Below are 25,279 nucleotides of genomic sequence, written 5' to 3'. Positions count from 1 at the left end.
CGTTGACTGAGCGCGCAGGGTTCATCCACGCATGGCGTGGATCTACAGCGCGCGATACACCCGCTCGGCCGCGTCGAACACATTGCCCGGTGCGAACTGTTCGCTGAGGAAATGCAGCGACTGCCGGCGCAGCTGCGGCGACCGGTCCTCTCCATCGCTGCCCAGCAGGACCTGCTGGAACTCGATCAGGTCCTGCAGGATGCGCCAGTGACGGTACCAGGCGATCCAGCGAGGGTCGCCGCGGTCACTGCCATAGCCTTCCTCGAATCCCAACGGGTTCTCGCGGCCCCAGCGCCCGCCGACAGCGCCACCGATGAACATCAGGTCGCGCTCGCGCGGTGCCAGCGACAGGCCATCCCAGTCGATCAGGTGCAGGCCGCCGTCATTGCCCATCAGCAGATTGCCGGCATGAAGGTCGGTGTGGCACAGGTGCAGCCGCACCGGCACATCCTGCAACGCCGCGTGCAGCTGCAGTGCCTGCGCGTGCAGCGCCGCGATGCGCGCGTGCTGCTGGTCCCAGACGGAAACGAAGGCACGGCCCAGCCCATCCTTGGCAGCCGCCAGGCCTTCGCCGGCCAGCCACTGCCCGACGGTATCAAGCGCCGCGGTTTCCATCCGGATGCTTGGCAGCGCTTCCTGCAGCGCCGGTGGCGGGCACGCCTCGTGCAGGCGCCGCAGCACCTCGCCCAACCGTTGCCATTGCGTGCGGCTCAATGCCGCCTCGAAACCGGACTGGCCTTCCACATACGGGAACAGGGTGAACTGCAGGCCCCAGCGCTGCACCGATGCCCCGCCGGTCAACGCCGGCCAGGGCGCAACGATCTCCTCGATACCCAGCGTGCCGCGCAGCCAATGCAGGGTGTCCCAGACGGCAGGGGCCACCTGATAACTGCGGCATTTCAACCACCACTGCCCGCGCCGTGCATCGATGCGATACACGCTGGCGTTGGCATCGGCGCCAACCGGGCGTGGCACAACGGCGGTCGCGGTGATGCCATAGGATTGCTGGAGGACTTCGCCGAGATGCTGCGCCGAAGCGGATGACATGGATGCAAGCGGAAAGTGTTATCTGCGACAACTATCGCAGATGTGCCCGCCACGACACAGACATGTCCGTCACAACATCGTGCCTGCGCGACCAACGTGCTAGCCGGCGACGCGACGCATCACCGCTTCCAATGGCCCCCGCGTGAACCGCCACGACCACAGCCACGCTGCGCCCGTGGCCAGCATCAGGAACAACAGCGCCCACAGCAGCACGGTCGGTAGCGACGCGCTGCCATCGAGCAGCCCCAACCATTCCAGCGTACCCATGCCCAGCAGGATGTGGCCGACGTAGAGGGTCAGGGTCATTCGCCCTGCTGCAGTCAGCGGTTCCAGCCAATCCCCCGGATAACGGCGGCTGATCCAGAGGCACGCGGCAATCGCACTGCAGGCTGCGCCCGCACCGGTCAACACGTAGGCCGGTCCCGGCGGCATCGGCTGCGTTCCCAGCCACGGCTGCCAGGGCGTTCCCTGCGCAAGGTGCTGCACGGCCTGGCCTGCGCCGATCAGCAGCAGGCCCACCAGCAGCAACGCACGCTGCACCCGCGGTTGTGACAACGGCAGGCGCGCCAGCAGCATGCCCAGCAGGAAGAAGCACATCCAGGGCAGCAAGGGATGGAAGCCGTTGAACAGCAGGTTGCGCGCGGCACCCGGCCACTGCCAGAGACCGGCATACTCCAGCGTCTGCCAGTTCCAGCCCTGGCTGTAATTCCAGTGCAGCAGTGCCCAGAACGACCCGGCCGCCAGGCCGGCGATGCTGGCCAGCAGCACCCGTGACGACGCACGCAGCCACAGCACCGCCAGCGCGAAATACACCGCGTAGTAGTGCAGGATGTCGGCCGGGAACAGGGTCAGGTTGAGCAGGCCCAGTACCAGCAGGAACAGCGCGCGCCGCCAGGTCTGCGCGCCGGCCGGCATCCAGCCAAGGCGCTGTGTGGCCAGTACCAGGCCAAGTCCGGCCAGGGTGACGAAGGTCGCAGAGGCCTTGCCTTCCAGCAGATGGAAGAAGCCGGCCAGCCAACCCTGACCCTCTGCCGGCACGGCCATCGCCAGGCGGAAATTGACCAGCACCATGCCTGCCAGCGCCAGATACCGTGCCAGATCGAGGCCGTGCAATCGCCGCTCAACCGCGCTCATGCGCGTGCACCGAGCAGCAGCGCGAGCAGGCCAGGGTCCAGCGGAGCCTCATCGGTGCCACCGGCTTCGCCCAGCCCGCGACGCAGCGCATCGCTTTCGATGGCATCCAGCAGCACCTGCGCCTGCAGTGCCGGGGCCAGCACGGGACGCCGACGTTCACGCTGTGCCACCTGCTGCAGCGCTTCGGCCAGCACAGCCTGCAACTGCCTGCGATTGGCCGCAAATGCCTCGGCCACGGCCCGATTGCGTGCGCTCTCGGCCAGCACTTCGACGGCGAGCGTCGCCCATTCCGGATGGCTGCACAGCGTGTGGAAGTCCTGCAGGAACGCCAGCACCTGCGTGCGATCACCGTCGGCCACGGCCAGCCGCTGCAGCAACGGCGCCAATTCCTCGCTCTCGGCCACGGCCACTGCAAGGATGATCGCTTCCTTGCCAGGGAAGTGGTTGTAGAGATTGCCCAGGCTGACGTCGGCCGCCTGCGCGATGTCACGCATGCTGGTCTGGTGGAATCCCTTGGCGAGGAAGCACTGCAGGGCGGCCTGCAGGATCTGCGCGTTGCGTTGCGCGTTGCGGTCGGCTCGGTTCATGGCGCCAATAATGAACGAACGTTCGTCCACATGGAAGATGGCAACCCGGCCAACCAGCGAGTTCCGTTCAGCCGGCCCTTGACCTCAACTGCGGTTGAGGCCCGATGCTGCGCGGCCCGTTCCAAGCCCAACCCGGAGAGACTTCATGCCGCGGATGATCACCGCCCTGCTCGACAGCCGCGTGCTGTGGTTCCTGGCCCGACTGCTGCTGGCCGTGGTGTTCCTGTCATCGGGTCTGGCCAAGCTGCTGGCGTGGGACAACAGCGTGGCCGAAATGCAGGCGGCCGGGCTGCAACCGCCTGTGCTGTTCAACCTCGCCAGCGCCGTGGTACTGCTGGGTGGCTCACTGTGCCTGCTACTTGATCGCCTGCTCTGGCTGGGCAGCGGCGCGCTGGCGGTGTTCATGCTGCTGACCATCGCCATCGTGCATGCCTTCTGGACCAAGCACGGCGCGGAACAGCAGCTGGCCCTGTTCTTCGCACTGGAACACCTGAGCGTGATCGGTGGGCTGATCTGCGCGGCCATCGCCAGCCGCGCGCGGGCTCAGAAGAACTCGTCGAGCAGCCGGTAGAACGCCAACCGGCGCTCGTCGGCTACAGCGCCGTAGCGTTGGAACAACGGCGTGACCCAACGCGTATCACCGAAGTTGTGGACCAGGCTGCGCGCGGCCAGCGCCAGGTCCTGGTAACGGTCGGCCACGCCCAGCCGCCCACAGTCGATGAAACCGCTGAAACGCCCCTCGGCCACCATCAGATTCGGAAGGCAGGCATCGCCATGACTGACCACCAGATCTTCATGATCGGGACGGGTGCTGCACAGTTGGGCGAAGACCTGCTGTGGACTCTGTCCCAGGCGTTCGTCATCGAAGTCATCGGCGTCCACGCGCCCTGCCTCGACCCGTGCCTGCGCGGCCGGCAGGCGCGAGGCCAGCCGCTGATCGAACGGACAGGCTGCTACCGGCAACGCATGCAGCCCGCGCAGCGCGTCGGCCAGTATCTCCACCCGTTGCTGCGGCGCGAGTTCCGGCGACGAAGCCAGATCGCGGCCAGGCAGCGCGCTCATCAGCAACCAGTGCCGGCCCGCTTCTTCGGCCGTGGCAATCACCGTTGGCGCCGGTTGTCCCTGTGCCTGGAGCCAGCGCAGGCGTGCGATCTCATCGCCCAGCTCACTGAAGGCATCGATCAGTTCCGACTTGAGGAAGGCGTCGGGTCTACCTGGCCGCAGCACGCGGGCAACGTCGGCCCGCGAAACACCCATCGACTGCCGCTCGATGCGCGCGTCGGCCAACGCTTTCTGCCACGCCAACGGCAGCGGCATGCCATCAGTGGTGGCGTTGTGCTCGTCCATGCCAGGAGATTCCTGTTGCCGGTGACCCTACGCATTCTCGCTCATCCTGGCGCACATCGCCCCCCGTGCGGGAGGCAGCCTGAGCGAGCTGACCGGGCCGTCGGCGGCCACTGCGTCCCAGCGCCTGCAGCAGCGACGGCTGCTGCCACGGTACCGGTGCCAGTTCGACGACACGGCCTCGACCCTTACCGCCGAACGCGGCGGCCTGCGCGCGTTCGCCAAGTGGAGCACCGTTCTGGCAGCCGATCGTGGCTGCCGCAGTACAACGAGGAAGCAACATGAAACTGATGGTCATCGGCGCCAGCAAGGGCCTGGGCCGCGCGTTCGTGGAAGGCCTCTGTGCCACGGGTGACACTGTGATTGGTGTCTCGCGCAACCGCCCGTGCGGCATCGCCTGCGCTGACGGCGTCACCCTGCAATGGATCGAAGCAGACCTGTCCCGGCCGACCGTGGCTGCCGACCACATCGCAGCGCAGGCACCGGCCGATATCGATGTGCTGATCCACAACCTGGGTATCTGGGAAGACAAGGCCTTCAGCGGCGAGTACGCCTTCCTCGATGAAAGCGACGCTGCACTCACGACGCTGGTCGACGTCAACATCACCGCGACCCTTGTACTGCTGCAACGCCTGCTGCCCCGCGTACTGGGCGCAGCGCGCCCGCAGCTGGTGCTGACCGGTTCGACCTCGGCCCTGCCTCGCAGTGGCCGCCCGGAAGTGGCGTTCGGCGCCTCGAAGTTCGCCCTCAACGGCATCGCCGATGCGCTGCGCGAAGGCTTCCGCGATCGCCGGCTGGCGGTGACCAGCCTGCAGTTGGGCTACCTCAACACCGACGACGCCTTGTCGGTGCCGGTGGCCGAGGCCGCAGCGCGCGGCGACGGTGAGCAGGTGCCGGTCCACGATGTCGTGGCCATGGTAAGCGCCCTGTTGCAGCTGTCATCCTCCGGCTTCGTGCGCGAACTGGTGCTGCCCGCCATCGCCGACCCGCGCTACTGACCTTGCCGGCCGCGGCAGAGCACCCTCAGTGGCCGCGCGCGCGGTCGTGGTTTACCCTGCTCGTCACTGGCCGTCGGTCACAGGCGGGAACCTGCTATGGATGCGCTTTCACGGGTCTCGGCCCAGGTCCTGGACAGCGCCCTGCCCAGCCTGCCGCTGTATCTGCTGCAGGCCACGGCAGTGATCGGCATGATCGGCGTGCTGCTGATCGCCACCCGTCGCGCCGGGCACGCCATAGAAGGCCGTCGCCTGTATGTCGGCGTAGCGCTGGGCCTGATCTACCTGTTCAATTCCTGGTTCGTGGCCCGTTATTCCCAGGGTGTCGTCAAACTGCACCTGGGCTTCGACATCCTACTGGTCAGTGGCCTGCTGGGCGGCTGGCGCGGCGGCTTGGCCTGCCTGGCTGCCGCCCTCCTGGCCCGCTACCAGTTCGTCGGTATCCCGTTCTTCCTGCCTGCCAGCCTTGAGGCCGTGTTGCAGATGGTGGCCGGCGTCTGGCTGCGCAGGCACCTGTACCCGCGCATGCTCAACGAGCTCTCGCCGCGCATGATCCTGCAGGCATGGTCCGTGCGCATCGGGGTAACCGCTCTGGGTTTGGCGCTGGGTGTGGCGATCATTGGCGCCGATCAACTGCCGGTGGCCGAGCTGGCGATCCAGCGCGCGCTGGCACTGCCGGTCTCGCTGCTCGTGCTCGGCGCCGTGTTCGCGCTGGTCTACAACGATGCCCAGATCGATGCGCAACGCCAGCGCGAACAGGCCTGGCTCCGCATCGATCCGATCAGCGGGCTGCCCAACATGCGTGCGCTCGGTGAATGCCTGCAGCAGTACTGGCGGGATAACGACGGCACCGGCAAGGCCTGCCTGATCGTGGCCGAGATGGGCAACCTGCGCGATCTGCGCCTGCGCTACGGGCCGTTGCAGGACAACGGCCTGTGGCAGCGCGACAGCACCGAGGAGGTGCATCGGTTGCTGCCCTCGCTGTCGGCTGCGCAGCTGGAGATCTACCAGTTCGGGGATGCCGCGCTGGCGATCCTGGTGCGCGGCCTGACCTTGTCCACACTGCGCACGCAACCGCAGATCACCGAGCTGGCCAGCAACCTGGCCGATCGGGTCGCCCGCGATTGGCCGGGCTTCCGGCCGCTGTTCCGCTGTGCAGTGGTTGAATTGAAGCCCCCTGCTGATGCCGACGAAGGACATCTTCCGTTCCGCGCCATCACCGTGGCACTGAGCGCGATCGAGTCGGGCGTGGTGTTCTTCGATGACCCGATCCAGCGCGACAGCGAGATCGACGCCCTGATCGAGGCTGCGCTTGAGCACTGGCTGCAGCAGGGCAATGCGCCGCTGTGCTACCAGCCCAAGCATCGTCTGCAGGACCGCCAACTGGTCGGCGCCGAAGCACTGCTGCGCATGCGCGACGGCGAAGGCCGGCCGATTGCCCCGATGCGGGTGATCTCGCTGCTGCGCCGGCAGGGGCGGCTGGCAGACCTGGAATGGGCCACGCTGCGGTCGGCGGTGCACTTCCTGCAGCACTGCCGGCGGGACGGCGCGGCGCTGACAATTGCAGTCAATGTTTCAGCCGAATCGCTGCGCCTGCCCGACTTCGGCCTGCGCCTGCAGGAGCTGCTTCAGCTGCATGACATCCCCGGTGCGATGCTGCGCCTGGAGATCGTCGAATGGACCGAAATCGTCGAGCGCGACGTGGTCGATGCCAACATCGCACAGCTGCTGGCAGCCGGGGTCACCCTGTCGCTGGATGATTTCGGCGCCGGCTATTCAACCCTGATCCTGCTTTCGCAGCTGGCCATCGCCGAGGTCAAGATCGAGCAGGCGCTGATCGCCACGCTGTCCGACGCCAAGTCGCAGTCGATCGTGCGCTTCATCGTCGAGGTCGCGCACCGCTGCGGCGCGATCGTGGTGGCCGAGGGTACCGAGACCCTGGCCCAGGAACAGAAGCTGCGCGCACTCGGGGTGGATGTCGGCCAGGGCTACCTGTACTCGGCGGCGCTGCCGGCCGACGAGTTCCGTCGCTTCGCAGCCGGCTAGACCGCGTAGAACCCCAGGAACATCGCCACCGCCGATTCGGCCACGCGCGCACGTTCCTGCGCGGTCAACGGTGGCTGCCCCATCGTGACCTGCGGCCAGAACGCGAAGCTCTTCACCAGCCCATGCAACTGGTGGCCGGCAAAGTCCGGATCCACCTCGCGCAGGCGGCCATCGGCAATTGCTGCGCGGATCCAGGCACTCTCGCCACTTTCCTTCTCGCCCATGCGGCAGACGATGGCCTGCGCGCGCTCCGGTGAATGGATGATCTCGGCCATCGCGACCCGCGCCAGATCGATGAAATTCCCATCGCTGAGCAGGTCCAGCTTCTGGCCCAGCAACTGCAGCAGCTGCGTCTGCAGCGGCTGGTCGGCGCGGTACGGCAGTGCGTCGCTGGCCACGCTGCGCTCCCACAGCTCCTCCAGGATCATCGAGAACAGTGCTTCCTTGCTCGGGAAATGGTTGTAGACGGTGCGCTTGGAGACCCCCGCCGCCTCGGCGATGCGGTCCATGCTGGTCGCCTCGTAGCCCGATGCACGGAACTCCTCCACCGCCGCGCGCACGATGGCGTCACGTTTGCGGTCGGTCAGGCGTTGCGGGGGACGGGACATGGCGGGAACCGGATAACTGAACGGATGCCTCCATTTTACACTCGACAGTGTACTTTTAAAAAACACGAAACTACACTGTGCAGTGTACCCAGCATACGTCACCCATGAAGCGCCTGCTCCTTGTCCTCCTGCTCGGAATCCTCGCCGTGACCACCTACACCTTCTGCAAGTCCTGGTCCCTTCCCGACTTCCCCGATTCGCCGCAGTACCGTGATGGCAAGTTCCGCAATGCCCTGCCCCGTCCGGCGATGGGCCTGCGCGACGGCGCGGAGATCTGGTGGACGTTCCTGTTCAACAAGCCCAAGGGCACCGTGCCCGCGCACCCGATTCCGGTGAAGCCGCTGGACCGCGCCACGCTGGACGCCGCACCGGATCGCAGCCTGTTCCGGCTGGGGCACTCCACGATCCTGCTGAAGCTGCGTGGCCAGTACTGGCTGACCGATCCGGTGTTCTCCGAGCGCGCCTCGCCGGTGCAGTGGATGGGGCCCGCACGCTTCCATGCACCGCCGATCAGCATCGACGCGCTGCCGCCGATCGCCGGTGTGATCCTCTCGCACAACCACTATGACCACCTGGACCATGCCGCGGTCATGCAGCTGGCCGGCAAGACCGCGTGCTTCATTGCACCGCTCGGCGTCGGCGACCAGCTGGTCGCGTGGGGGGTGGATGCGCGCAAGGTCGAGCAGCTGGACTGGTGGCAATCCACCGAAGCCAACGGCCTGCGCCTGACCGCGACCCCGGGCCAGCACTTCTCCGGCCGCGGGCTGGGTGACAGCGACCGCAGCCTGTGGGCTTCATGGGTGATCCAGGACGGTGACTTCCGCATTTTCTTCAGCGGCGACACCGGCTACTTCGACGGCTTCAAGGCCATCGGCGAGAAATACGGTCCGTTCGACCTGACCATGATCGAGACCGGCGCCTATGATCCGCGCTGGGCATTCGTGCACATGCAACCGGAACAGACGCTGCAGGCGCACCTGGACCTGCGCGGCAAGTGGCTGCTGCCGATCCACAACGGCACCTTCGACCTGGCCCTGCACGCATGGCAGCAGCCATTCGAACGCATCACCGCGCTGGCCGTTGCAAACAATGTTGCAGTGGCTACGCCGATGATGGGCGAAGCACTGGACATGCAGGCGCCGCAGGCAGGTACGCGCTGGTGGGAGACGGTGGAGCTGTAATGCGGTGGGCTACAATTCTGGCCGCCGCTACGTCTTCGGGTGAAGCCTGCGCCCTTCCCGGGCCAGATTGATCTGTAGCGCAGCGGCGGCGAGCTCGGTCATTTCCGTCGTGACTTTCCCGCTGCCGCGCGCTCGCAGCCAACCGAGAATGTCGACGAGATGCCAGATCGAGGTTGAGCCGTCATGCACGGGGGATGGAAACGACTGCGGGTTGGCCAGCATGAGCTTCCGCATGTTCTGGCGCGACATTCCGAGCAGGTCTGCGACGTCAGTGAGCCCAACCAGATCGGGGCTCACTTCAACCAGTTCGGCACCGGGCACGGCCCGCTGCACATCGTCCAGCGCCGAACGCAGGGCAGCCCCTGCGCTATCTGCTTCGCGGCAGAACGCCAAGGCCAGCCGTCCCGGCAGCCCAAGGCCCACAAGCGCGTCGTCACAGCCGCCTTCGGCCAGGCGCTGCTCGAGGACACCGATTTCAATACCTGTGTCCGGCAAGCGGTACTTCAGGGTGAAGTTGAATTCCATGATTGACCCCTTCGCTTCTGACGAAGCGAGATCTCATTGCTCACGACTGCAGTTCTCGACCACACGCCGCAAGGCCCTTGCATGATGGCTGCCGCTACGCGGTGTGCTCCAGATGCTGACGATGCAGAACTCCCCGCATCGGCAATCGGTGTCGTTGTAAGGGCAATACATCCGGCCCCACGCATGGCCGCCCGCCATACGGAGCCTCCACCCACGATCCTCCGCGAACTGCAACGCCGCTTCGATGTCCTTGTCTGGATGACGCGCTCGAGACATTCCTTGTTCTCCATAGTCTGCACACGGCTCACATTGGTTGTCAAATGACAACCACGTGGACGGACTTTCGACGTGCCCTAGCCAATCCGCGCTACACGTCCAGAGCCACATCCGTCAGCCCTCCCGTGATGGCAGCGCCAGCGTCCAGCGGCGCTGCAGTGCGTCATGTAACCGTTTACATCCCTTGCTAGCGTAGCGCTCGCCCGATTCCGGTCGAACCTGCGAGGCTGTCCGTAATGACATTGCGCGCCGAACGCTACAAGGTTTCCACACCGTTCTTCCCATTGCGCCCTGCCGCTGCCCTGCTGTTGGCCGCCCTGGCCTCCAGCGCACAGGCACAGACCCTTCCCCCGCGCAGCCAATGGCAGGCCAGCAGTTCCTCGCAGCAAGTGCCGGCGATGGCGATCAGCCACCTGATCGACGGCAACCCGAAGACCGTTACCGGCGGCGCGTTCAGTCCGGGCCACTGGTTCCAGATCGACCTGGGCGCGCCCACCCTGCTGGCCGGCGCACGCCTCACCTGGGACGTATCGAACCCGGAAGGCTATTCACTGCAGACCTCAATGGATGGCAGGCAGTGGCAGACCGCGTACACGATGGCCGATTCGCTGGGCGATGTGGAAACGCTGTACTTCGCGCCGCGCCAGGCGCGCTACCTGCGGCTGGCCAGCCCGCAGCGCACTTCCGATTGGGGCGTGTCGATCTTCGAGATGGAGCCGCTGGACAGCACGCTCAGCGCACGCATCAGCGGTATCGATGCAACGCAGGCAGCGGCGCTCTGGCAAGGCGGCGGCACCGTCGCGATGCCGGCCGGGGCAAATGGATCCCATACGTTCGAGATCACGCTGCCGCAGGCCCAATCAACGGCTGGCCTGGTGGTCGACTGGGCCGATGGCGCACGAGGCGCCGCCCGACTACAGGCGCAGGATGCACAGGGCCGTTGGCAGGACCTCGCACACGATGCACAGGCGGCCAGTCACCGGCAAAGCTGGCTGGCCGCCACTGCAGCACAGCCATTGCGTGCTTTCCGCCTGAGCGTGGACGGCGCTGCGCCACGGATCGCACGCCTGCGCCTGCTCGGTCCTAAAGCCGTGATGACGCCGATGAAGCAGTATCAGATCGTTGCCAGCGGCGCCCAGCGCGCGTTGTTCCCGGCCTCGCTGCAGATGCAGCAGACCTACTGGACGGCCGTGGGTGTGCATGCAGGACGACAGAAATCGATCTTCGACGAGTACGGCAACCTGGAAGCCTTCAAGGGCGCGCCACTGGTGCAGCCGATCTGGCGTAGCGCTGACGGGCGCGCCGCAGGTGCCGCCGGGCAGGCAATGCAGCATGCCCTGCGCGACGGCTGGAAGCCGATGCCCTCTGCCACCTGGTCACCGCAACCCGGCCTGCAGCTGCGCAGTGAAGTATTCGCCATCGAGCGCGATGGCCAGCCGGTGACCTTCCTGCGGCATCGGCTGCAGAACACGGGAAGCACCAAGATCGAAGGCACGCTCAGCCTGGTGGTGCGCCCGATGCAGATGAATCCACCGTGGCAGAACGGCGGGCTGTCCCCGGTCCGCGAGGTCACCATCGACGGGCAAGCCCTGCGTATCAATGGCCGCACGCTGCTGCAGTCGCTCACGCCGGTGGCTGCGTCGGGTGCGGCGCCATTCGGCAAGGATGGCGCAACGGAGATCACCGCGACCCTCGCTGCCGGCCAGCTGCCTTCCACGCAACAGGTGCGTGATGATCAGGGGCTTGCCTCGGCTGCATTGAACTACCGCGTCTCGTTGGCGCCGGGAACCAGTGATGCCGTCGTGGTCGCGTTCCCGTTGGGCACCGCCGCCGCCGATGCCAATGGCGTGCTGCCCGAAGCGCCTGCGCTGGATCTGGCCACGCTGCCCCACGATGCCAATGCGGCGTTTGATTCACTGGCCACGCAGGCGTCTGCGGACTGGCAGGCACGGCTGGGCCAGGTCGGCCTGCGCCTGCCCGATCCGTCGCTGGTGGACATGCTGCGCGCGCAGGCCGCCTACATGCTGATCAACCAGACCGGTCCAGCCATGCAGCCCGGCCCGCGCAACTACAACCGTTCCTTCATCCGCGACGGCATGGCCACCTCGGCGGTGCTGCTGCGCATGGGGGAAGCCCGCGTGGCGCGCGCCTACCTGGCCTGGTACAGCGAGCACGGCGTGCATCCCAACGGCCTGGTCTCACCGATCCTCAACGACGATGGTAGCGTCAACACCGGCTTTGGATCAGACATCGAGTACGACAGTCAGGGCCAGTACGTCGCGCTGGTGGCCGATGTCGCGCGCTTGGACGGCGGCCCCGAGTCTGTGCGTGGCTATCTGCCGAAGGTGAAAGCGGCGCTGCGCTTCCTGCAGGAGCTGCGCGAGCGCACGCTGGTGCCCGGTTACAAGGCTGACCAGCCTTCGCCGGAACGGTTCGCAGGCATTCTTGCGCCGTCGATCAGCCATGAGGGCTACCCGTCGCCCACCCACAGCTATTGGGACGACTATTGGGGCCTGAAGGGCTGGCACGACGGTGCCTGGCTGGCCGAATCGCTGGGCGACCACGAGACCGCAGCCTGGGCGCGCGAACAATACAAGCTGCTCTACGACGCACTGCATGCCTCGATCCGGGCGACGATGGCGTGGAAGGGCATCGACTTCATTCCCTCCTCGGCCGACCTGGGCGATGGCGATCCCACCGGCGTTTCGATCGCACTGGACCCGACCGGCGCACAGAGCGTGTTGCCCGCCGACGCGCTGCGGACAACCTTTGCGCGCTATCTGGAGGACGTGCGCAAGCGCAGCCAGCCCGGTGCGCTGTACGCGTACACACCGTACGAGATCCGCAACGTGCTGAGTTACGTACACCTGGGCCAGCCGCAGGTCGCCGATGAGCTGCTGCAGGGGCTGCTGCATGACCGGCGCCCGCTTCAGTGGCAGGTGCTGGCCGAGGTCGTGCACTCACGCCTGCGCTTTCCTCGCTACCTGGGCGACATGCCGCACACCTGGATCGGTGCCGAATACGGCCGCACGCTGTTCGGCATGCTGATGCGCGAAGACGATGATGCGCTCTCACTGCTGCCGGGCACGCCCCCCTCGTGGGTGGCGGGCGATGGATTGGCGGTGGAACGCCTGCCCACCGCGTATGGCACGTTGCAGATGCAGGCACGGCAACGCGACGGCACGCTATCGATCACGCTGGGCAAGGGCCTGCGCAGTGGGACGGCGGTGAAGGTCTGGTGGCCGGCGCGGACGATGCCGAAGACCGTGCGTGTGGATGGGCGCGACGTTACCGCGTTCGATGCGGAGGGCGTGCGCCTGGCAAGACCATTCAGAACGCTGGAGGCGCGTTGGTAGAGCAGCCGAGCATGGCTCGGCTCTACGGAAAGCAGACTCCACCAGTAGATCCACGCGATGGGTGGATGCTCCTGCAGAGTCGAGCCATGCTCGACTCATCGCGCACCGCGCGAACTGCAGCCGAGCATGGCTCGGCTTTACAGAAGCAGCGGTAGCGCCGGGCCACGCCCGGTGTCATTGCAGCGTCGGCAACCCCGGCGGATTGGTCTGCGATTGCGGCACCGCCTCCTCGGCCAGGTTCCAGCGCGCCAATGCCTGCGCATAGGTGCCGCTGCCGATCTGGGTGTTCAACGCCTGCGTCACCGCATCGGCCAGGCCGCTGCCCTTGCGCGTGGTCACCGAGATCGCCGCAGCGTTCGGCCAGCCACCGGGGAACAGGCCCACGCGCCGCACCTTGCCATCGCGTGCCGAGTAGGCGCCGGTGGCATTGGGCTCGAACGAGACATCGGCGCGGCCAGTGATCACCGCCAAGCGGCCGACCACGGCGTCGTCGAAGTACTGGTACTCCACCGGCTTCAGCCCGGCCGCAATGTTCTGCCGGTCCCACTGCCGCAGGATCTGGTCCTGGTTGGTGCTGGCACCCACCACCACTTTCAGCCCGGCCACATCAGCGGGCTTTTCGATCTTCTGGATGGGCCCGTCGCTGCGCGTATAGATGCCCAGAAGATCGTAGCGGTAGCTGGAGAAGTCGAACTTCTTCTTGCGCTCTTCGGTCACCGTCACGTTCGACAGCACCGCATCGTACTTGCCCGATTCCAGCCCCAGCGGCCAGTCCGCCCACGCGACCGGCACGATCACCAGCTTCAGGCCCAACGCATCGGCGATCAGCCGCGCGATGTCCGGCTCGATGCCGACCACGTCCTTGCTGTCGGCGCCGTAGTCGGCCAGCGGCAGCTGCCCCGGATGGGTGGCCACGGTAAACGCCCCAGGGGTGACGAACTGATAACCGGCGGGGATCAACGCCTTCGCCTTCGAGTCGAAGGTGCCCTTCAGGACGGCCGTGTTCGCGCCGGCCAGGCTGGTCGCTACCACGGCGCCTGCATCCGGTGCCTGGCGCACGCGCGAGTAGACGATACCGGCAATGCCGATGACCAGCACCGCCACGATCAACAGGGTGCTGCGCGAGGGACGACGCGATGCTGCACGACTCATGGTGCTCCTTCCGGGGTTATAGGGTCTTGGCCAGGAAATCGGCCGTGCGTTGCTGGCGCGGCTGCTCGAACACTGCGTCGGGCGTGCCCTGCTCGATCACCCGGCCCTGGTCCATCATCACCACGTGGTCGGCCACGCGGCGGGCGAAGCTCAGCTCATGGGTGACGATCACCAGCGTGGTACCGGAACGGGCCAGTTCTTCGATCACGCTCAGCACCTCGGCCACCAGTTCCGGATCCAGCGCCGACGTGGGTTCGTCGAACAGCAGCACCTTCGGCTGCAGCGCCAGCGCGCGGGCAATCGCGATGCGCTGCTGCTGGCCACCGGACAGCTGGCGCGGGAAGGCATCGGCCCTGTCGGCCAGGCCGACCCGCTCCAGCAGCGTGCGCGCCTGTTGTTCGGCCTTCGCACGTGGCACGCCACGTACCGCGATCGGTGCCTCGATGATGTTCTCCAGCGCGGTCAGGTGCGGGAACAGATTGAAGCCCTGGAACACCATGGCCACCTCGGCACGCCGACGGCGGATCTCACGCTCGGGCAGTTCGTACAGGGTGTCACCGTCACGGCGGTAGCCGATCAACTGGCCGCCGACGGTCACGTAGCCGCTGTCGGCACGCTCCAGGTGGTTGATCAGCCGCAGCAGCGTGGACTTGCCGGCGCCCGATGGGCCGATCAGCACCGTCACGCTGCCGGCGCGCAGGTCCAGGTTCACATCCTCCAGCACCGGCTGGTCGCCAAACACCTTGCCTACGCCGTGCAGCGACACCGCCGCGCCCTCGCCGGCATCCACCTGCGCGGCGATGCGCGGGCGGTTGGCCACGCGCGGCGCAGCATCACTGGGTGTCCGCACCGGTGACGACACCTGCGACACCGAGCGCTCGCGCTGCAGCTGGCCGCGCGCGAAGCGTTGTTCCACGCGCCGCTGCAGCAGCGACAACACGGTCAGGATCACCAGGTACCAGACCGTGGCCACCATCAGCAGCGGCACCACTTCCAGGTTGCGCCGATAGATCACCTGCACGGTGTAGAACAGCTCCGGCAGCGCCAGCACGTAGACCACCGAGGTGCTCTTGGCCAGGCCGATCACATCGTTGAACGCCGCCGGCAGGATCGAACGCATCGCCTGCGGCAGGATGATGCGGCGCACCTGGCGGCCACGCGGCAGGCCGAGCGCGGCCGCGGCCTCGTACTGGCCGTGGTCGACCGAGAGGATGCCACCGCGGATCACCTCGGCCGAGAACGCTGCCTGGTTCAGGGTCAGGCCCAGCACCGCGGCGGTGAACACGCCGATCAGCTGCGTGGTCGGGTACGAGAACAGGCTGATGCCGGTGAACGGCACGCCCAGCTCGATGGTGCTGTATAGATAGCCCAGGTTGTTCAGCAGCAGCAACAGCACCAGCAGCGGGATCGAGCGGAACAGCCACACATAGCCCCACGACACCGCCGACAGCAGCGGCGAACCGGAGACGCGTGCCAGCGCGAGCAGCGTACCCAGCGCGAAACCGAGGCCGGTGCCAAGCGCGGTCAGCAGCAGCGTGCGACCCAGGCCTTCCAGCACCGGGCGTGCGAAGAACCACTCGGCGAAGGTGCCCCAACCCCAGCGCGGATTGCCCAGCACGGACTGCAGCCCGATCAGGATCAGCGCCAGTGCCAGCACCGTGCCGAAGACCTGCAGCGGATGCCGGGCCGGCACGATCTTCAGTGCCTGTCCGGGCGCCGGACGAGCGGCGATGCCCTCCAGCGCGGTCGACGGTGTGCTCATGCGTGGGCTCCGTGCAGCAGTGCCTGTGCAGGGGTAACGACAGGCGTCGTCGCCCGCAGGTGCTTCTCGAAGGGCAGGTGCGCGACGGTTTCCGGATCTGCATCCAGATCGAACAGCGCGGTGTAGCCATGGCTGAGGTACAGGCCGACAGCTTCGGGCTGGCGGAAGCCGGTGGTCAGGAACACACGCCGATAGCCTTGGCGTGCCGCCTGTTCTTCCAGTTCCTGCAGCACGCGCCGCGCGATGCCCTGGCGTCGCAACCCCGGCAGCGTCCAGATGCGCTTGAATTCGGCGGTGTCTGGATCGCGGTGCGGCATGAAGGCGCCGCCAGAGATCGCCACACCGTCGCGCAGCAACAGTACGAAGGCCCCTACCGGCGCCGCGAAGGCCTGCGCCGGATAGCGCTGCAGCTCCTCGCGGGCGCTGCCACCGATGCGTCGGCGCACGTCGGCGTAACGGCGGTCGTACTCCTGTTCCAGGCCAGCGAACAGCGGCCGCGCCAGCGGGTCATCGACCGAGGTATAGAGGAAGCGTTCGTTGTTGCTCATGCCACGTCCTTCACCAGGTAGTCTTCGGCCAGCCGCGCCCACAGGCTGGCAGCGGGTGCAATGGCGGCGTCGTTGAACACATAGCGCGGGCTGTGCAACGGTGGACTGTCGCCGTTGCCGACGAACACGAAGCTGCCGGGCCGCGCCTGCAGCAGGAAGGCAAAGTCCTCGCTGGCGGTGCGCGGTGCGAAGCCGGGCACCACCTGTTCGGCGCCGAAGCACTGCACCGCCACCTTGCGGACATAGGCCGTCTGTTGCGGGTGGTTGATCACGCTGGGGAAGCCGCGCGGGAACTCGATCTCGGCGCGCGCGCCGAACGCGGCGGCGGTCTGCTCGGCAAGTTCCGTGACCCGGCGTCGCAGCGTGTCGCGCACCTCGGGCAGGTAGGCGCGCACGGTCAGCTTCAGCTCGACCACATCCGGAATCACATTGGCAGCCTGCCCACCGTGGATTGAGCCGACGGTGACCACGCCCATCTGCCGCGGATCGACATTGCGCGACACCACGCTCTGCAGCGCGGTGACGATGTGCGCTGCCGCCAGGATCGGATCCACGCTGCCCTGCGGCTCGGCACCGTGGCCGCCCTTGCCGATCACCTTCAGCCGCGCCCAGTCCACCGACGCCATCGCCGGGCCATCGACGAAGCCGAAGTGGCCGACTGGTACGCCGGGCCAATTGTGCAGCCCATAGATCGCATCCACCGGGAAGCGCTCGAACAGGCCGTCGGCAAGCATCTTCGATGCACCCGAACCGGTTTCTTCCGCAGGCTGGAACACCAGCTGCAGGGTGCCGTCGATATTGCCGTGATGGGCCAGATAGTGCGCAGCGGACAGCAGGATCGCGGTATGCCCATCGTGGCCGCAGGCATGCATCAGGCCCTCGGTCTGGCTGGCGTAGGCCAGGCCGGAGTCCTCGCGGATCGGCAGCGCATCGATGTCGGCACGCAGGCCCAGGCGACGGCTTCCCTGCCCGCGCTGCAGCGTGCCGACTACGCCGGTGCCACCGAGGCCGGTGGTCACCTCATAGCCCCATTGCTGCAGCAGCTCGGCCACGCGGGCACTGGTGCGGTGCTCCTCGAAGGCCAGCTCCGGGTGCTGGTGCAGGTCATGGCGGATCGCGATGGCGGCCTCGGCGCGTGCTGCAATTTCCGGCAGCACGCCGATGGACGCGGGATTCCGCCGGGCGTGGCCCGGTGCTGCCGCAGTTTCTCCGCTCATCGCCCTACCCCACCTTCCGCGCCGGTTCGGCGTCGGTCGAATAGCGGCTGGCCTTGTACGGCAGACCCAGATGCTCGCGCAGGGTCTGTCCTTCCAGCCCGCGCTGGTGGTAGCCGCGCGCCTGCAGGATCGGCAGCACCTGGGTCACGAAATCGTCCAGGCCCTCGCGCTGCGCGGCGAAGCCGAGAATGAAGCCATCGCTGGCACCGGCATCGAACCAGCGGATCAGCTCATCGGCCACGTGCTCCGGTGTGCCGATGAAGTTCGGCCGTGGGCTCACTGCTTCCAGTGCCACCTGGCGCAGGCTCAGCCCCTTTTCTCGCGCATCCTGCTTGATGCGATCGGTGGTGGAACGGAACGAGTTGCTGCCAATGTCACCCAACTCCGGGAAGGGCGCGTCCGGATCGTACTGGCTGAAATCATGGTGATCGAAGAAGCGCCCCAGGTACGCCAGCGCATCCTCAAGCGTGGCCAGTGCGGCAATCGCCTGGTACTTGGCTTCGGCCTCTTCGGCCGTGCGGCCGACGATGGGGCCGATGCCCGGGAAGATTTTCACATCGTTGGCGCTGCGGCCATGCGCGATCGCCGAGTTCTTCACCTTCTGGGTGAACGCGCGGGTTTCTTCCAGCGACGGCGAATGAGTGAACACCGCGTCGGCATACTTGCCGGCCAGCGCGATGCCGTCGTCGGACGAACCGGCCTGGAAGATCACCGGCTGGCCCTGTGGCGAACGCTGGATGTTGAGCGGCCCTTCCACCTGGAAGAAGCGGCCCTTGTGGTCGAGGCGGCGGAACTTTTCCGGCGCGAAGAATGTACCGCTGTCGCGCTCGCGCACGAAGGCGTCGTCGTCCCACGAATCCCACAGCCCCTGCACGACGTCCAGGTACTCATCGGCGATCTGGTAGCGCAGCGCATGTTCCGGGTGTGGCCGGCCATAGTTGCGGCCCGAACCCTCCAACGGCGAGGTCACCACGTTCCAGCCGGCGCGGCCGCCGCTGAGCAGATCCAGCGAGGCGAACTGGCGAGCCACGGTGAACGGGTCGCTGTAGGAGGTCGACAGCGTGCCGGCCAGGCCGATCTTCTTCGTTGCCGTGGCCAGTGCCGACAGCAGCGAGATCGGCTCGAAGCGGTTGAGGAAGTGCGGGATCGACTTCTCGTTGATGTACAGGCCGTCGGCCACGAAGCCGAAGGCGATGCCGTTGTCCTCGGCGGTGCGCGCGATGTCGATGTAGAACTGCAGGTTGACGCTGGCATCAGCCGGATTGGACGGATGCTTCCAGGCATGCATGTGGCTGCCGGGGCCCTGCAGCATGATGCCGAACGGAATGTGGCGCGCGGTCGTGCTCATTGGGGATCGCTCCTGCAGGTCAGGCCACCGCCGCGCGCGGCGCGGGCGACAGCAGTTCGAGGGATGTCAGGCGTGCGTCGAGGTCGGCCACCGGCGCGTCGAGGATGAACTCACCCACGCCGAAGCGTCGGTGCAGCGCATCCAGTTCGCCGCGTACCTGTTGCGCATCGCCGGACAGCACGCTTGGCCGTGTTTCCTCGATGCGGAAGTCCGCCACACCTACCTGGCGTGCATACTCGGCAGCTGCCTCGGGGCTGGGCAGGTTCACTGTCTGCCCCGGGCCAAGATGCAGCTTGTAGACGCGCAGCGCACCGATATGGCGTGCGGCTGCTTCGGCAGTCGGCGCGGCGAAGGCCACCGTGGCCAGCAACGGCGGTTGCGTGGAGACACCGCGGTAGGCGTCGAACGCGGCCTCGATGTGTTTCGGGTCGCCATCAAAGTGCGCGGCATACACGAAGCGCCAGCCGAGCTCGGCCGCCTGCTGCGCACTCTGCGGGCTGGCACCGAGCAGGAAGCGCTCCGGCGCCTGCTGTGGAATCGGGCGCGCCAGCGCCTCGGTTGCGGCACCGGACAGATAGCCCTCCAGGTCGCGCAGCTGCTGGTCGAAATCGGCGAATGCCGGGCGTCCCGCCGCCAGCGCGGCGGTCGATGCTGGCAGGCCACCGGGCGCCTTGCCCACGCCCAGATCCACGCGCCCCGGTGCCAACGCCGCCAGCAGGTTGAAGCTCTCGGCCACCTTGTACGGCGCATAGTGGCGCAGCATCACTCCGCCACTGCCGATGCGGATGCGACGGGTCTGCGCCAGCACCCAGGCGGCCAGCACTTCCGGCGCCGGGCTGGCAAGCGCCGGCGCGGCATGATGCTCGGCAAACCAGTACCGGTGATAGCCCAGCTGCTCGGCACGCTGCGCCAACTGCAGGCTGTTGCGCAGCGCCTGCTCTGGCGAGGCGCCTTCGGCCACCGGGCTCTTGTCCAAGACGCTGATCAGATAGCTCAAGGTCGTGTCCTCGCTCAGGGGTGGGCCACGGGAATGCCAAGCAATCCGTTCAGCGCAGCCAGGATCGGCTCGGCACCGGAGATGTACTGGCGGTCCTGATGCGCGCCACTGGCCAGCTCGCTGCGCACGCCCTGCGGCAGCACCAGCTTGGGCAACGACTGGTCCTGCTCGCCGATCTCGGCGATCACCTCGCGGCGTGGCCGCGCGAAACCAATGCGACGTACGTCCAGCTGCGCGTCGAGGCCGTCGATGCTCGACAGCGCCCCTTCCAGCAGCAGGCTGTGCCGGCAGAAGAAGCGCTGGCCAGGAATCTGGCCATCCTCGAACTCGCGGTCGAGCAGGAACAGGATGGGTTTGCTTGCTGCGTCCAACGCCACGGGAGTGTCCTCATCAGGGCCGGCAATGCGATGCCGCTTCGATTTCGATGCTAGGGATGCCGGTGCTTGCGGTGGCGGTGCCAGGCGACAATCGGCGGTCAGATCCGGCCACGCAGATGCGCCTTGGCCATATGCAAAGCGCCGCCGGTTATGGCATCAGGCGATGCGTCGCAGTGGCGCCGCTACCGCCAGCGCCTGCGTAGCCAGATGCCCGGCCGCACGCTCGGTCGCCAGCGCGATGCGGGCCTGCAACGCTGCACTGTTGAGGTGCTCGCCATCAAAGTCGGCCGGCGTGGCATACACCCCGATCGGCAGCGTGTGCGCCTGCAGGAAGCTGAACAACGGCCGCAACTGGTGGTCGATCACCAGTGCATGGCGCTCGCTGCCACCGGTCGCCGCCAGCAGCACCGGTGTATCCACCAGCGCCTCCAGCCCGATGAAGTCGACCAGGTGCTTGAACAGCCCCGGATACGACCCCCGATACACCGGCGCGGCCACCACCAGCAGCTCGGCCGCCTCGATCGTCTGCAGCGCCTGCTCCACCGCAGGCTCCGCCTCATCGCGCGACAACGACTGCCCCAGCGAGCGCGCGATCGGCGCCAGCTCCACCACCTCCACGCTGGCGTGCACCCGCTGCTGCAGCGACGCCAACAGGTGCCGCACCAGTAGCAACGTACGCGACGTCGCCGAACTGGTCGGCGACCCCACCACTGCAACCACCCTAAATGCAGAAGACATGAACTGCTCCTCGATGATGCCGAACTACCGCCGGCCGCCTTTCGCCTTGTGTAGAGCCGAGCCATGCTCGGCTGCTTTCGCCTTTGTGGAGTCGAGCCATGCTCGACTGCTCCAGATCAGAACCGGTAATTGATCCGCCCGTACCAGAACGTCCCGATCCGGCTCAGCACATCGCCCGAATCCCACGTCGTCTCGATGCTGGCCACATCGGTAGCACTGCGCGCGTACTCCGGCACCCTGCGCGTGCGCTTGTCAAACACGTTGTTGACGCCCAGCGCCGCGCTCCAGCCCGCACCCAGCTCCACCGCACCTGAAAGGTTGGTCACCAGCACCGGCGGCTGCCTGTATTCCACGCCGTTGTTCAGGCGCTTGATCGGGCCGTAGTAGGTGAAGTCGACATTCGAACGCCAGCGCCCGTTCTGCCAGCCCAAGCCCGCCACCTGGGTGTAGCTGGGCGTGCGGAAGCGCAGTGCGTACTCGCTGGATTTGGTCAGCAGGTTGATATTGGGCAGCCCCTGCAGCGCCGCCGGAATATCACTGACCTTCCGGATCGTGGTGCGGCCGACGTTGGCCGCATAGCTCCAGCGCAGCTTGCCCCACGCCGTTTCCTGGTTCGCTTCCAGGGTCAGCTCGACACCGCGTGTGCGGGTATTGCCCACATTGGTGAAGTAGCTGGCATAGAACGCATCACCCGGCAGGATGCTGATGCCGGCCGACCCCAGCAGTGCATCGATGGTGTTCTTCTGCGCTGCGCTCAGCACCGTGCCGCTGTTGTCGGTGATGCGCGCCGGATCCTGTGCGTTGTAGCCGATCTGGCTGGACTGACCGAGCTGGCCACGGATGTCGATCTGGTAGGCATCCACGGCCAGGTGGAACGCCGGGCTCGGGTCCCAGGTCACGCCCAGGCTGTAGTTGGTGGCCTTTTCCGGCTTCAGCGGTGTGGCACCCAACGCATTCGCCGCCGGCGAAGACACCTGTGCCACCAGCGTGGTGCCGCACGGGCAGCTGCCGGTGGCCTGGTAGAACTGCGCGCCCAGGCTGGGCGCATGGAAGCCGTTGCTGACCGTAGCGCGCACACCCAGCGCATCGGTGAAATCGAAGCGGGTGGTCAGGCGGCCGGTCGAGACACTGCCGAAGTCGGAATGGTCCTCCCAGCGCGCGGCCGCATCCAGATACCAACGTGAGGTGATGTTGGCGGCCGCACCCACATAGACCGCCTTGCTGTTGCGGGTGGCCTTCACTGCATCGGCGGTGGAGTAGCCCACGAACGCGGCGGCACCGAAGCCGATGTAGGACTCCCACTGCCCGGCGCCGCGTTCGTACTGTTCGTGCTGGTACTCGGCGCCGGCGCTCACTTCCAGCGGCGAAGCGAATGCCGCCACCTCGAAGCCACGGCGCAGGTCCAGGTTGGCGATGCCCTGCTGGTAGTCCAGCTTGCCATCATAGAAGTCAGTGGGCGAACCGGGGTACGGCAGCGAGTAGTTCACCGAATTGCGGGTATAGGTGCGTACCGTGCTGCGGTTGCCGGTCAGGCTGGCGTCGTAGTCCCAACCCGCGATCTGGCCTTTCACACCTGCGGTGCCGGTGTACTGCTTCTCCTTGGTTTCCAGCACTGGCAGGAAGCCATCGGGAAACACGCTCAGCACACCCGGCGCCTTGTAGGTGGTGAAGATGGTCGCCGGCAGGCGGAAATTCTGGATCGCCTGCGCGGTGCGATCACTGGCGGTGGCATTGGCGTAGAACTGCGCGCTCTCGCCCAGGCCATGGCCCACGTTCACCGCAAACGCCTTCAGCACATACGATGGCGAACTGAGGATGGTGTTGGCCTCGGCATCGCGGTTGGCCTCGGCCGGGTTCGGCGATGCGCCGGCCGGCAACCGGTTGTTCGGTCGCAGCGCGACCAGATTGCCGTTGGCATCTACCGCCGGATAGCTCAGGTAGCCATCGATGTAACGGCGGGTACGGATCGCGTGGTGCTGCCGCGTGGTCTCACCGGACAGGTTGACGAAGCCATCGGCGCCCCACGGCAGGCCCACGTTGGCACGCACGCTGGTGCGCGAGCCATCGCCATCAATGCTCTGCCCGCTTTCCACGGAAAGCTCGCCACCGTGTGCCTGCGATTTCAGGATCACGTTGACCACGCCGGTGATCGCGTCCGAACCATAGATGGCCGACGCGCCATCGCGCAGCACTTCCACATGGTCGATCGCCGAGACTGGAATCAACGCCAGGTCAGCCCAGGCATGGCCGGGGAAACCGCCGCCGTTGGCACCGCTCACATAGGCACTGGCATTGCGGCGCTTGCCGTTCACCAGCACCAGCGTGTAACCCGGCGAGAGATTGCGCAGCTGGTAGCCACGGATCAGGCTCTCCTGGTCGCTCTGGTAGCCACCGATCTGGCTCAGCGACGGCAGGCTGCGCTGCAACGCTTCCAGCAGGTTGGCCTGGCCGGTCGCAGCAAGGTCCTCTGCGGAAATCACATCGATCGGGGTGGAACTGTTCTTCACCGTGCGCGTGCTGGTGCGCGACCCGGTAACGACCACCGCATCCAGCGTGGACGCTGCCACGTTGGCCGTTGCAGCGGTGGCAGCAGGATCCGCATCGGCGTCAGCCGCATGGCCAGGCGATGCGGCCAGAACGCTGGCGATCAGGACGGCGAGAGTGTTCAGCACAGGGGCGTGGGCAGCAGGCATGGGGGCTCGTGGGGGTGGGCCGGAAACACGCTTCCATTCAAGGGCCTGTTCACCCACCGCGACAGGCGCGATCGCGTCACCCAGCCGTAACATCCGGCCACCCACATGACCGCTGGTAATGACGTTAGGTGGCCGCAACGGTGCGCTGCTGCCTGTAGAGCCGAGCCCACGTTCGGCTGCTCTTCGCGACGGCGTCAGATGCATCCACCCCGCCGGCACTGAACCGAGTGTGGGCGCGGGCCTACAGGAAGGGAGCGACCGCTCCATATGCCTGCCCGGCATCACCTCATGCCCTCGCACCACGCAGCGCCACGCGTCTGCATCCGTAGCATCAAGCCATGCCCAGCCCACCCGCCGATCCCACCGCACCGCTCGTCGCCATCGTTGCCTGCCACGGCCAGGGGCTGTTCGAATTCGGCTGCGCGGTAGGCCTGTTCGCGCCTGTGCGGCCGGAACTCGGCGTGGCCTGGTACCGCACCCAGCTGTGCGCGGGTGAACCCGGTGCACTGCGCATGCTCGGCAATGCACAGGTGCAGCTGCCCTACGATCTCAGCACTGTTGATGACGCCGACATCATCGTCATTCCCGGATGGCGCGAACCCAGCGAACGCCCGCCGCAGGCACTGCTCGATGCACTCGTCCGCGCCCACGCCCGTGGCGCACGCATCGCCTCGATCTGCTCTGGCGCCTTCGTGCTGGCCTGGGCCGGGCTGCTCGATGGCCTCCCGGCCACCACCCACTGGCGTCTCACCGAAGCGCTGGCACGCGACTTTCCGCGCATCGATGTGCGCGAAGACGTGCTGTACGTCGACACCGGCAACGTCATCACCTCGGCCGGCTCGGCCACCGGCATGGACATGATGCTGCACATGGTGCGCAAGGACTACGGCGCGCGCGTGGCCAACCTGGTGGCCGAGCGGCTGGTACTGGCGCCATGGCGTGATGCCGAACGCAGCCAGCGTGTCAGCCGCGCCATTCCGAATGGCGAGCCCTCGCGTCTGGCAAAACTGATGGAATGGATGCGCCGCAACCTGCGCGAGCCGCACTCGCTGGGCAGTCTTGCCGAGCAGGCCGCGCTCAGCCAGCGCACGCTGCAGCGGCAGTTCCTGGAAGCCACCGGCCTGTCACCCATCGACTGGCTGATCCGCGAGCGCGTGGCATTCGCCCGCGAGCTGCTGGAAACCACCGACCGGCCGCTGCAGTGGATTGCCGAGCAGGCCGGCTTTGGTTCGCAGGAGTCGTTCCGCCGGCACTTCCGCGGCCAGGTGGACGCCAGTCCTACCCAATACCGCAGCCAGCATCGCGGCGGAATTGGCGCGGATCGGTTGGTGGGCTGCTGATCCAACGC

22 protein-coding genes are annotated in these 25,279 nt (G+C 66.8%); 6 read left to right on the top strand and 16 right to left on the bottom strand.

What is annotated here, in order from left to right; translation table 11 throughout:
- Positions 1 to 42: 42 nt before the first annotated feature.
- From ACEPA4_RS08840 to ACEPA4_RS08830, 3 genes are all read right to left on the bottom strand, one after another.
- Positions 43 to 1,047, bottom strand: a complete 1,005-nt coding sequence (locus ACEPA4_RS08840) for an aminoglycoside phosphotransferase family protein (protein WP_005416294.1) — start codon at positions 1,045 to 1,047, stop codon at positions 43 to 45.
- Positions 1,048 to 1,146: 99 nt separating this feature from the next.
- Positions 1,147 to 2,181, bottom strand: coding sequence for a heparan-alpha-glucosaminide N-acetyltransferase domain-containing protein (locus tag ACEPA4_RS08835; protein ID WP_053500027.1), 1,035 nt, complete (start codon positions 2,179 to 2,181; stop codon positions 1,147 to 1,149).
- A complete protein-coding gene (locus ACEPA4_RS08830; RefSeq protein ID WP_111129081.1) occupies positions 2,178 to 2,768 on the bottom strand; it encodes a TetR/AcrR family transcriptional regulator in 591 nt (196 codons plus the stop codon). The genes ACEPA4_RS08835 and ACEPA4_RS08830 overlap by 4 nt, the downstream gene beginning before the upstream one ends.
- Positions 2,769 to 2,913: 145 nt before the next feature.
- Between ACEPA4_RS08830 and ACEPA4_RS08825 the strand changes: the two genes are divergently transcribed.
- Positions 2,914 to 3,339: a DoxX family protein gene (locus ACEPA4_RS08825; RefSeq protein ID WP_005416291.1), complete on the top strand. Its 426-nt coding sequence runs from the start codon at positions 2,914 to 2,916 to the stop codon at positions 3,337 to 3,339.
- Here the strand turns inward: ACEPA4_RS08825 and ACEPA4_RS08820 are convergent.
- Entirely contained in the window at positions 3,312 to 4,115 is an 804-nt protein-coding gene (locus ACEPA4_RS08820) for an APH(3')-II family aminoglycoside O-phosphotransferase (RefSeq protein WP_065177500.1), read from the bottom strand. The genes ACEPA4_RS08825 and ACEPA4_RS08820 overlap by 28 nt on opposite strands.
- 278 nt (positions 4,116 to 4,393) lie before the next feature.
- On the opposite strand from ACEPA4_RS08820, the gene ACEPA4_RS08815 reads away from it, so the two are divergent.
- Together ACEPA4_RS08815 and ACEPA4_RS08810 are read left to right on the top strand one after the other, a co-directional pair.
- Positions 4,394 to 5,110 (top strand): SDR family oxidoreductase, encoded by a 717-nt coding sequence (locus tag ACEPA4_RS08815; protein WP_095377703.1) that lies wholly within the window; start codon positions 4,394 to 4,396, stop codon positions 5,108 to 5,110.
- 96 nt (positions 5,111 to 5,206) lie between these two features.
- The gene (locus tag ACEPA4_RS08810; RefSeq protein WP_262089677.1) at positions 5,207 to 7,153 is read left to right on the top strand and encodes a GGDEF domain-containing phosphodiesterase; all 1,947 of its coding nucleotides are present in this window, start codon (positions 5,207 to 5,209) and stop codon (positions 7,151 to 7,153) included.
- On the opposite strand, the gene ACEPA4_RS08805 is transcribed toward ACEPA4_RS08810, so the two are convergent.
- Positions 7,150 to 7,761, bottom strand: a complete 612-nt coding sequence (locus tag ACEPA4_RS08805; RefSeq protein ID WP_005416287.1) for a TetR/AcrR family transcriptional regulator — start codon at positions 7,759 to 7,761, stop codon at positions 7,150 to 7,152. The genes ACEPA4_RS08810 and ACEPA4_RS08805 overlap by 4 nt on opposite strands.
- A gap of 104 nt (positions 7,762 to 7,865) precedes the next feature.
- Between ACEPA4_RS08805 and ACEPA4_RS08800 the strand changes: the two genes are divergently transcribed.
- Positions 7,866 to 8,942 carry an MBL fold metallo-hydrolase gene (locus ACEPA4_RS08800; RefSeq protein ID WP_262089678.1) on the top strand — a complete coding sequence of 359 codons (1,077 nt, stop codon included), beginning with the start codon at positions 7,866 to 7,868 and terminating at the stop codon, positions 8,940 to 8,942.
- A gap of 27 nt (positions 8,943 to 8,969) precedes the next feature.
- On the opposite strand, the gene ACEPA4_RS08795 is transcribed toward ACEPA4_RS08800, so the two are convergent.
- Together ACEPA4_RS08795 and ACEPA4_RS08790 are read right to left on the bottom strand one after the other, a co-directional pair.
- A complete protein-coding gene (locus ACEPA4_RS08795) occupies positions 8,970 to 9,467 on the bottom strand; it encodes an AlpA family transcriptional regulator (RefSeq protein ID WP_005416285.1) in 498 nt (165 codons plus the stop codon).
- 33 nt (positions 9,468 to 9,500) lie between these two features.
- Positions 9,501 to 9,743, bottom strand: a complete 243-nt coding sequence (locus ACEPA4_RS08790) for a hypothetical protein (protein ID WP_080104304.1) — start codon at positions 9,741 to 9,743, stop codon at positions 9,501 to 9,503.
- Between the two features lie 236 nt (positions 9,744 to 9,979).
- On the opposite strand from ACEPA4_RS08790, the gene ACEPA4_RS08785 reads away from it, so the two are divergent.
- The gene (locus tag ACEPA4_RS08785; protein WP_374083029.1) at positions 9,980 to 13,099 is read left to right on the top strand and encodes a discoidin domain-containing protein; all 3,120 of its coding nucleotides are present in this window, start codon (positions 9,980 to 9,982) and stop codon (positions 13,097 to 13,099) included.
- A 174-nt stretch (positions 13,100 to 13,273) separates the two neighbouring features.
- Here the strand turns inward: ACEPA4_RS08785 and ACEPA4_RS08780 are convergent, their stop codons facing one another.
- The 9 genes from ACEPA4_RS08780 to ACEPA4_RS08740 all read right to left on the bottom strand — a co-directional run bounded on the left by ACEPA4_RS08780 (position 13,274) and on the right by ACEPA4_RS08740 (position 23,931).
- A complete protein-coding gene (locus tag ACEPA4_RS08780; RefSeq protein WP_262089680.1) occupies positions 13,274 to 14,251 on the bottom strand; it encodes an ABC transporter substrate-binding protein in 978 nt (325 codons plus the stop codon).
- A gap of 16 nt (positions 14,252 to 14,267) precedes the next feature.
- On the bottom strand, positions 14,268 to 16,013 hold the full coding sequence (locus ACEPA4_RS08775) for an amino acid ABC transporter permease/ATP-binding protein (protein WP_315973889.1): 1,746 nt from the start codon (positions 16,011 to 16,013) through the stop codon (positions 14,268 to 14,270).
- Positions 16,010 to 16,561 carry a GNAT family N-acetyltransferase gene (locus ACEPA4_RS08770; protein ID WP_065177493.1) on the bottom strand — a complete coding sequence of 184 codons (552 nt, stop codon included), beginning with the start codon at positions 16,559 to 16,561 and terminating at the stop codon, positions 16,010 to 16,012. Before ACEPA4_RS08770 ends, ACEPA4_RS08775 begins: the two co-directional genes overlap by 4 nt.
- Entirely contained in the window at positions 16,558 to 17,778 is a 1,221-nt protein-coding gene (locus ACEPA4_RS08765) for a M20 aminoacylase family protein (protein ID WP_081280856.1), read from the bottom strand. Before ACEPA4_RS08765 ends, ACEPA4_RS08770 begins: the two co-directional genes overlap by 4 nt.
- A 4-nt stretch (positions 17,779 to 17,782) precedes the next feature.
- The gene (locus ACEPA4_RS08760) at positions 17,783 to 19,126 is read right to left on the bottom strand and encodes an LLM class flavin-dependent oxidoreductase (protein ID WP_262219617.1); all 1,344 of its coding nucleotides are present in this window, start codon (positions 19,124 to 19,126) and stop codon (positions 17,783 to 17,785) included.
- Between the two features lie 19 nt (positions 19,127 to 19,145).
- Positions 19,146 to 20,123, bottom strand: a complete 978-nt coding sequence (locus tag ACEPA4_RS08755) for an MsnO8 family LLM class oxidoreductase (RefSeq protein WP_005416278.1) — start codon at positions 20,121 to 20,123, stop codon at positions 19,146 to 19,148.
- A 14-nt stretch (positions 20,124 to 20,137) separates the two neighbouring features.
- Positions 20,138 to 20,500, bottom strand: a complete 363-nt coding sequence (locus ACEPA4_RS08750) for a DUF3088 family protein (RefSeq protein WP_065197036.1) — start codon at positions 20,498 to 20,500, stop codon at positions 20,138 to 20,140.
- A 156-nt stretch (positions 20,501 to 20,656) separates the two neighbouring features.
- Positions 20,657 to 21,238, bottom strand: coding sequence for an FMN reductase (gene msuE / locus ACEPA4_RS08745; RefSeq protein ID WP_065177488.1), 582 nt, complete (start codon positions 21,236 to 21,238; stop codon positions 20,657 to 20,659).
- Positions 21,239 to 21,354: 116 nt separating this feature from the next.
- Positions 21,355 to 23,931, bottom strand: a complete 2,577-nt coding sequence (locus ACEPA4_RS08740; protein WP_262089684.1) for a TonB-dependent siderophore receptor — start codon at positions 23,929 to 23,931, stop codon at positions 21,355 to 21,357.
- Between the two features lie 338 nt (positions 23,932 to 24,269).
- On the opposite strand from ACEPA4_RS08740, the gene ACEPA4_RS08735 reads away from it, so the two are divergent.
- Complete coding sequence (locus ACEPA4_RS08735; RefSeq protein ID WP_262089685.1) at positions 24,270 to 25,271, top strand: helix-turn-helix domain-containing protein; 1,002 nt, start codon at positions 24,270 to 24,272, stop codon at positions 25,269 to 25,271.
- Positions 25,272 to 25,279: the final 8 nt, after the last annotated feature.

It is taken from the genome of Stenotrophomonas sp. P2112, from assembly GCF_041897515.1.
Classification (GTDB): domain Bacteria; phylum Pseudomonadota; class Gammaproteobacteria; order Xanthomonadales; family Xanthomonadaceae; genus Stenotrophomonas; species Stenotrophomonas sepilia.
The sequence above is the reverse complement of the archived record's forward strand: the minus strand, read 5'-3'. Positions and strand labels throughout refer to the sequence as shown.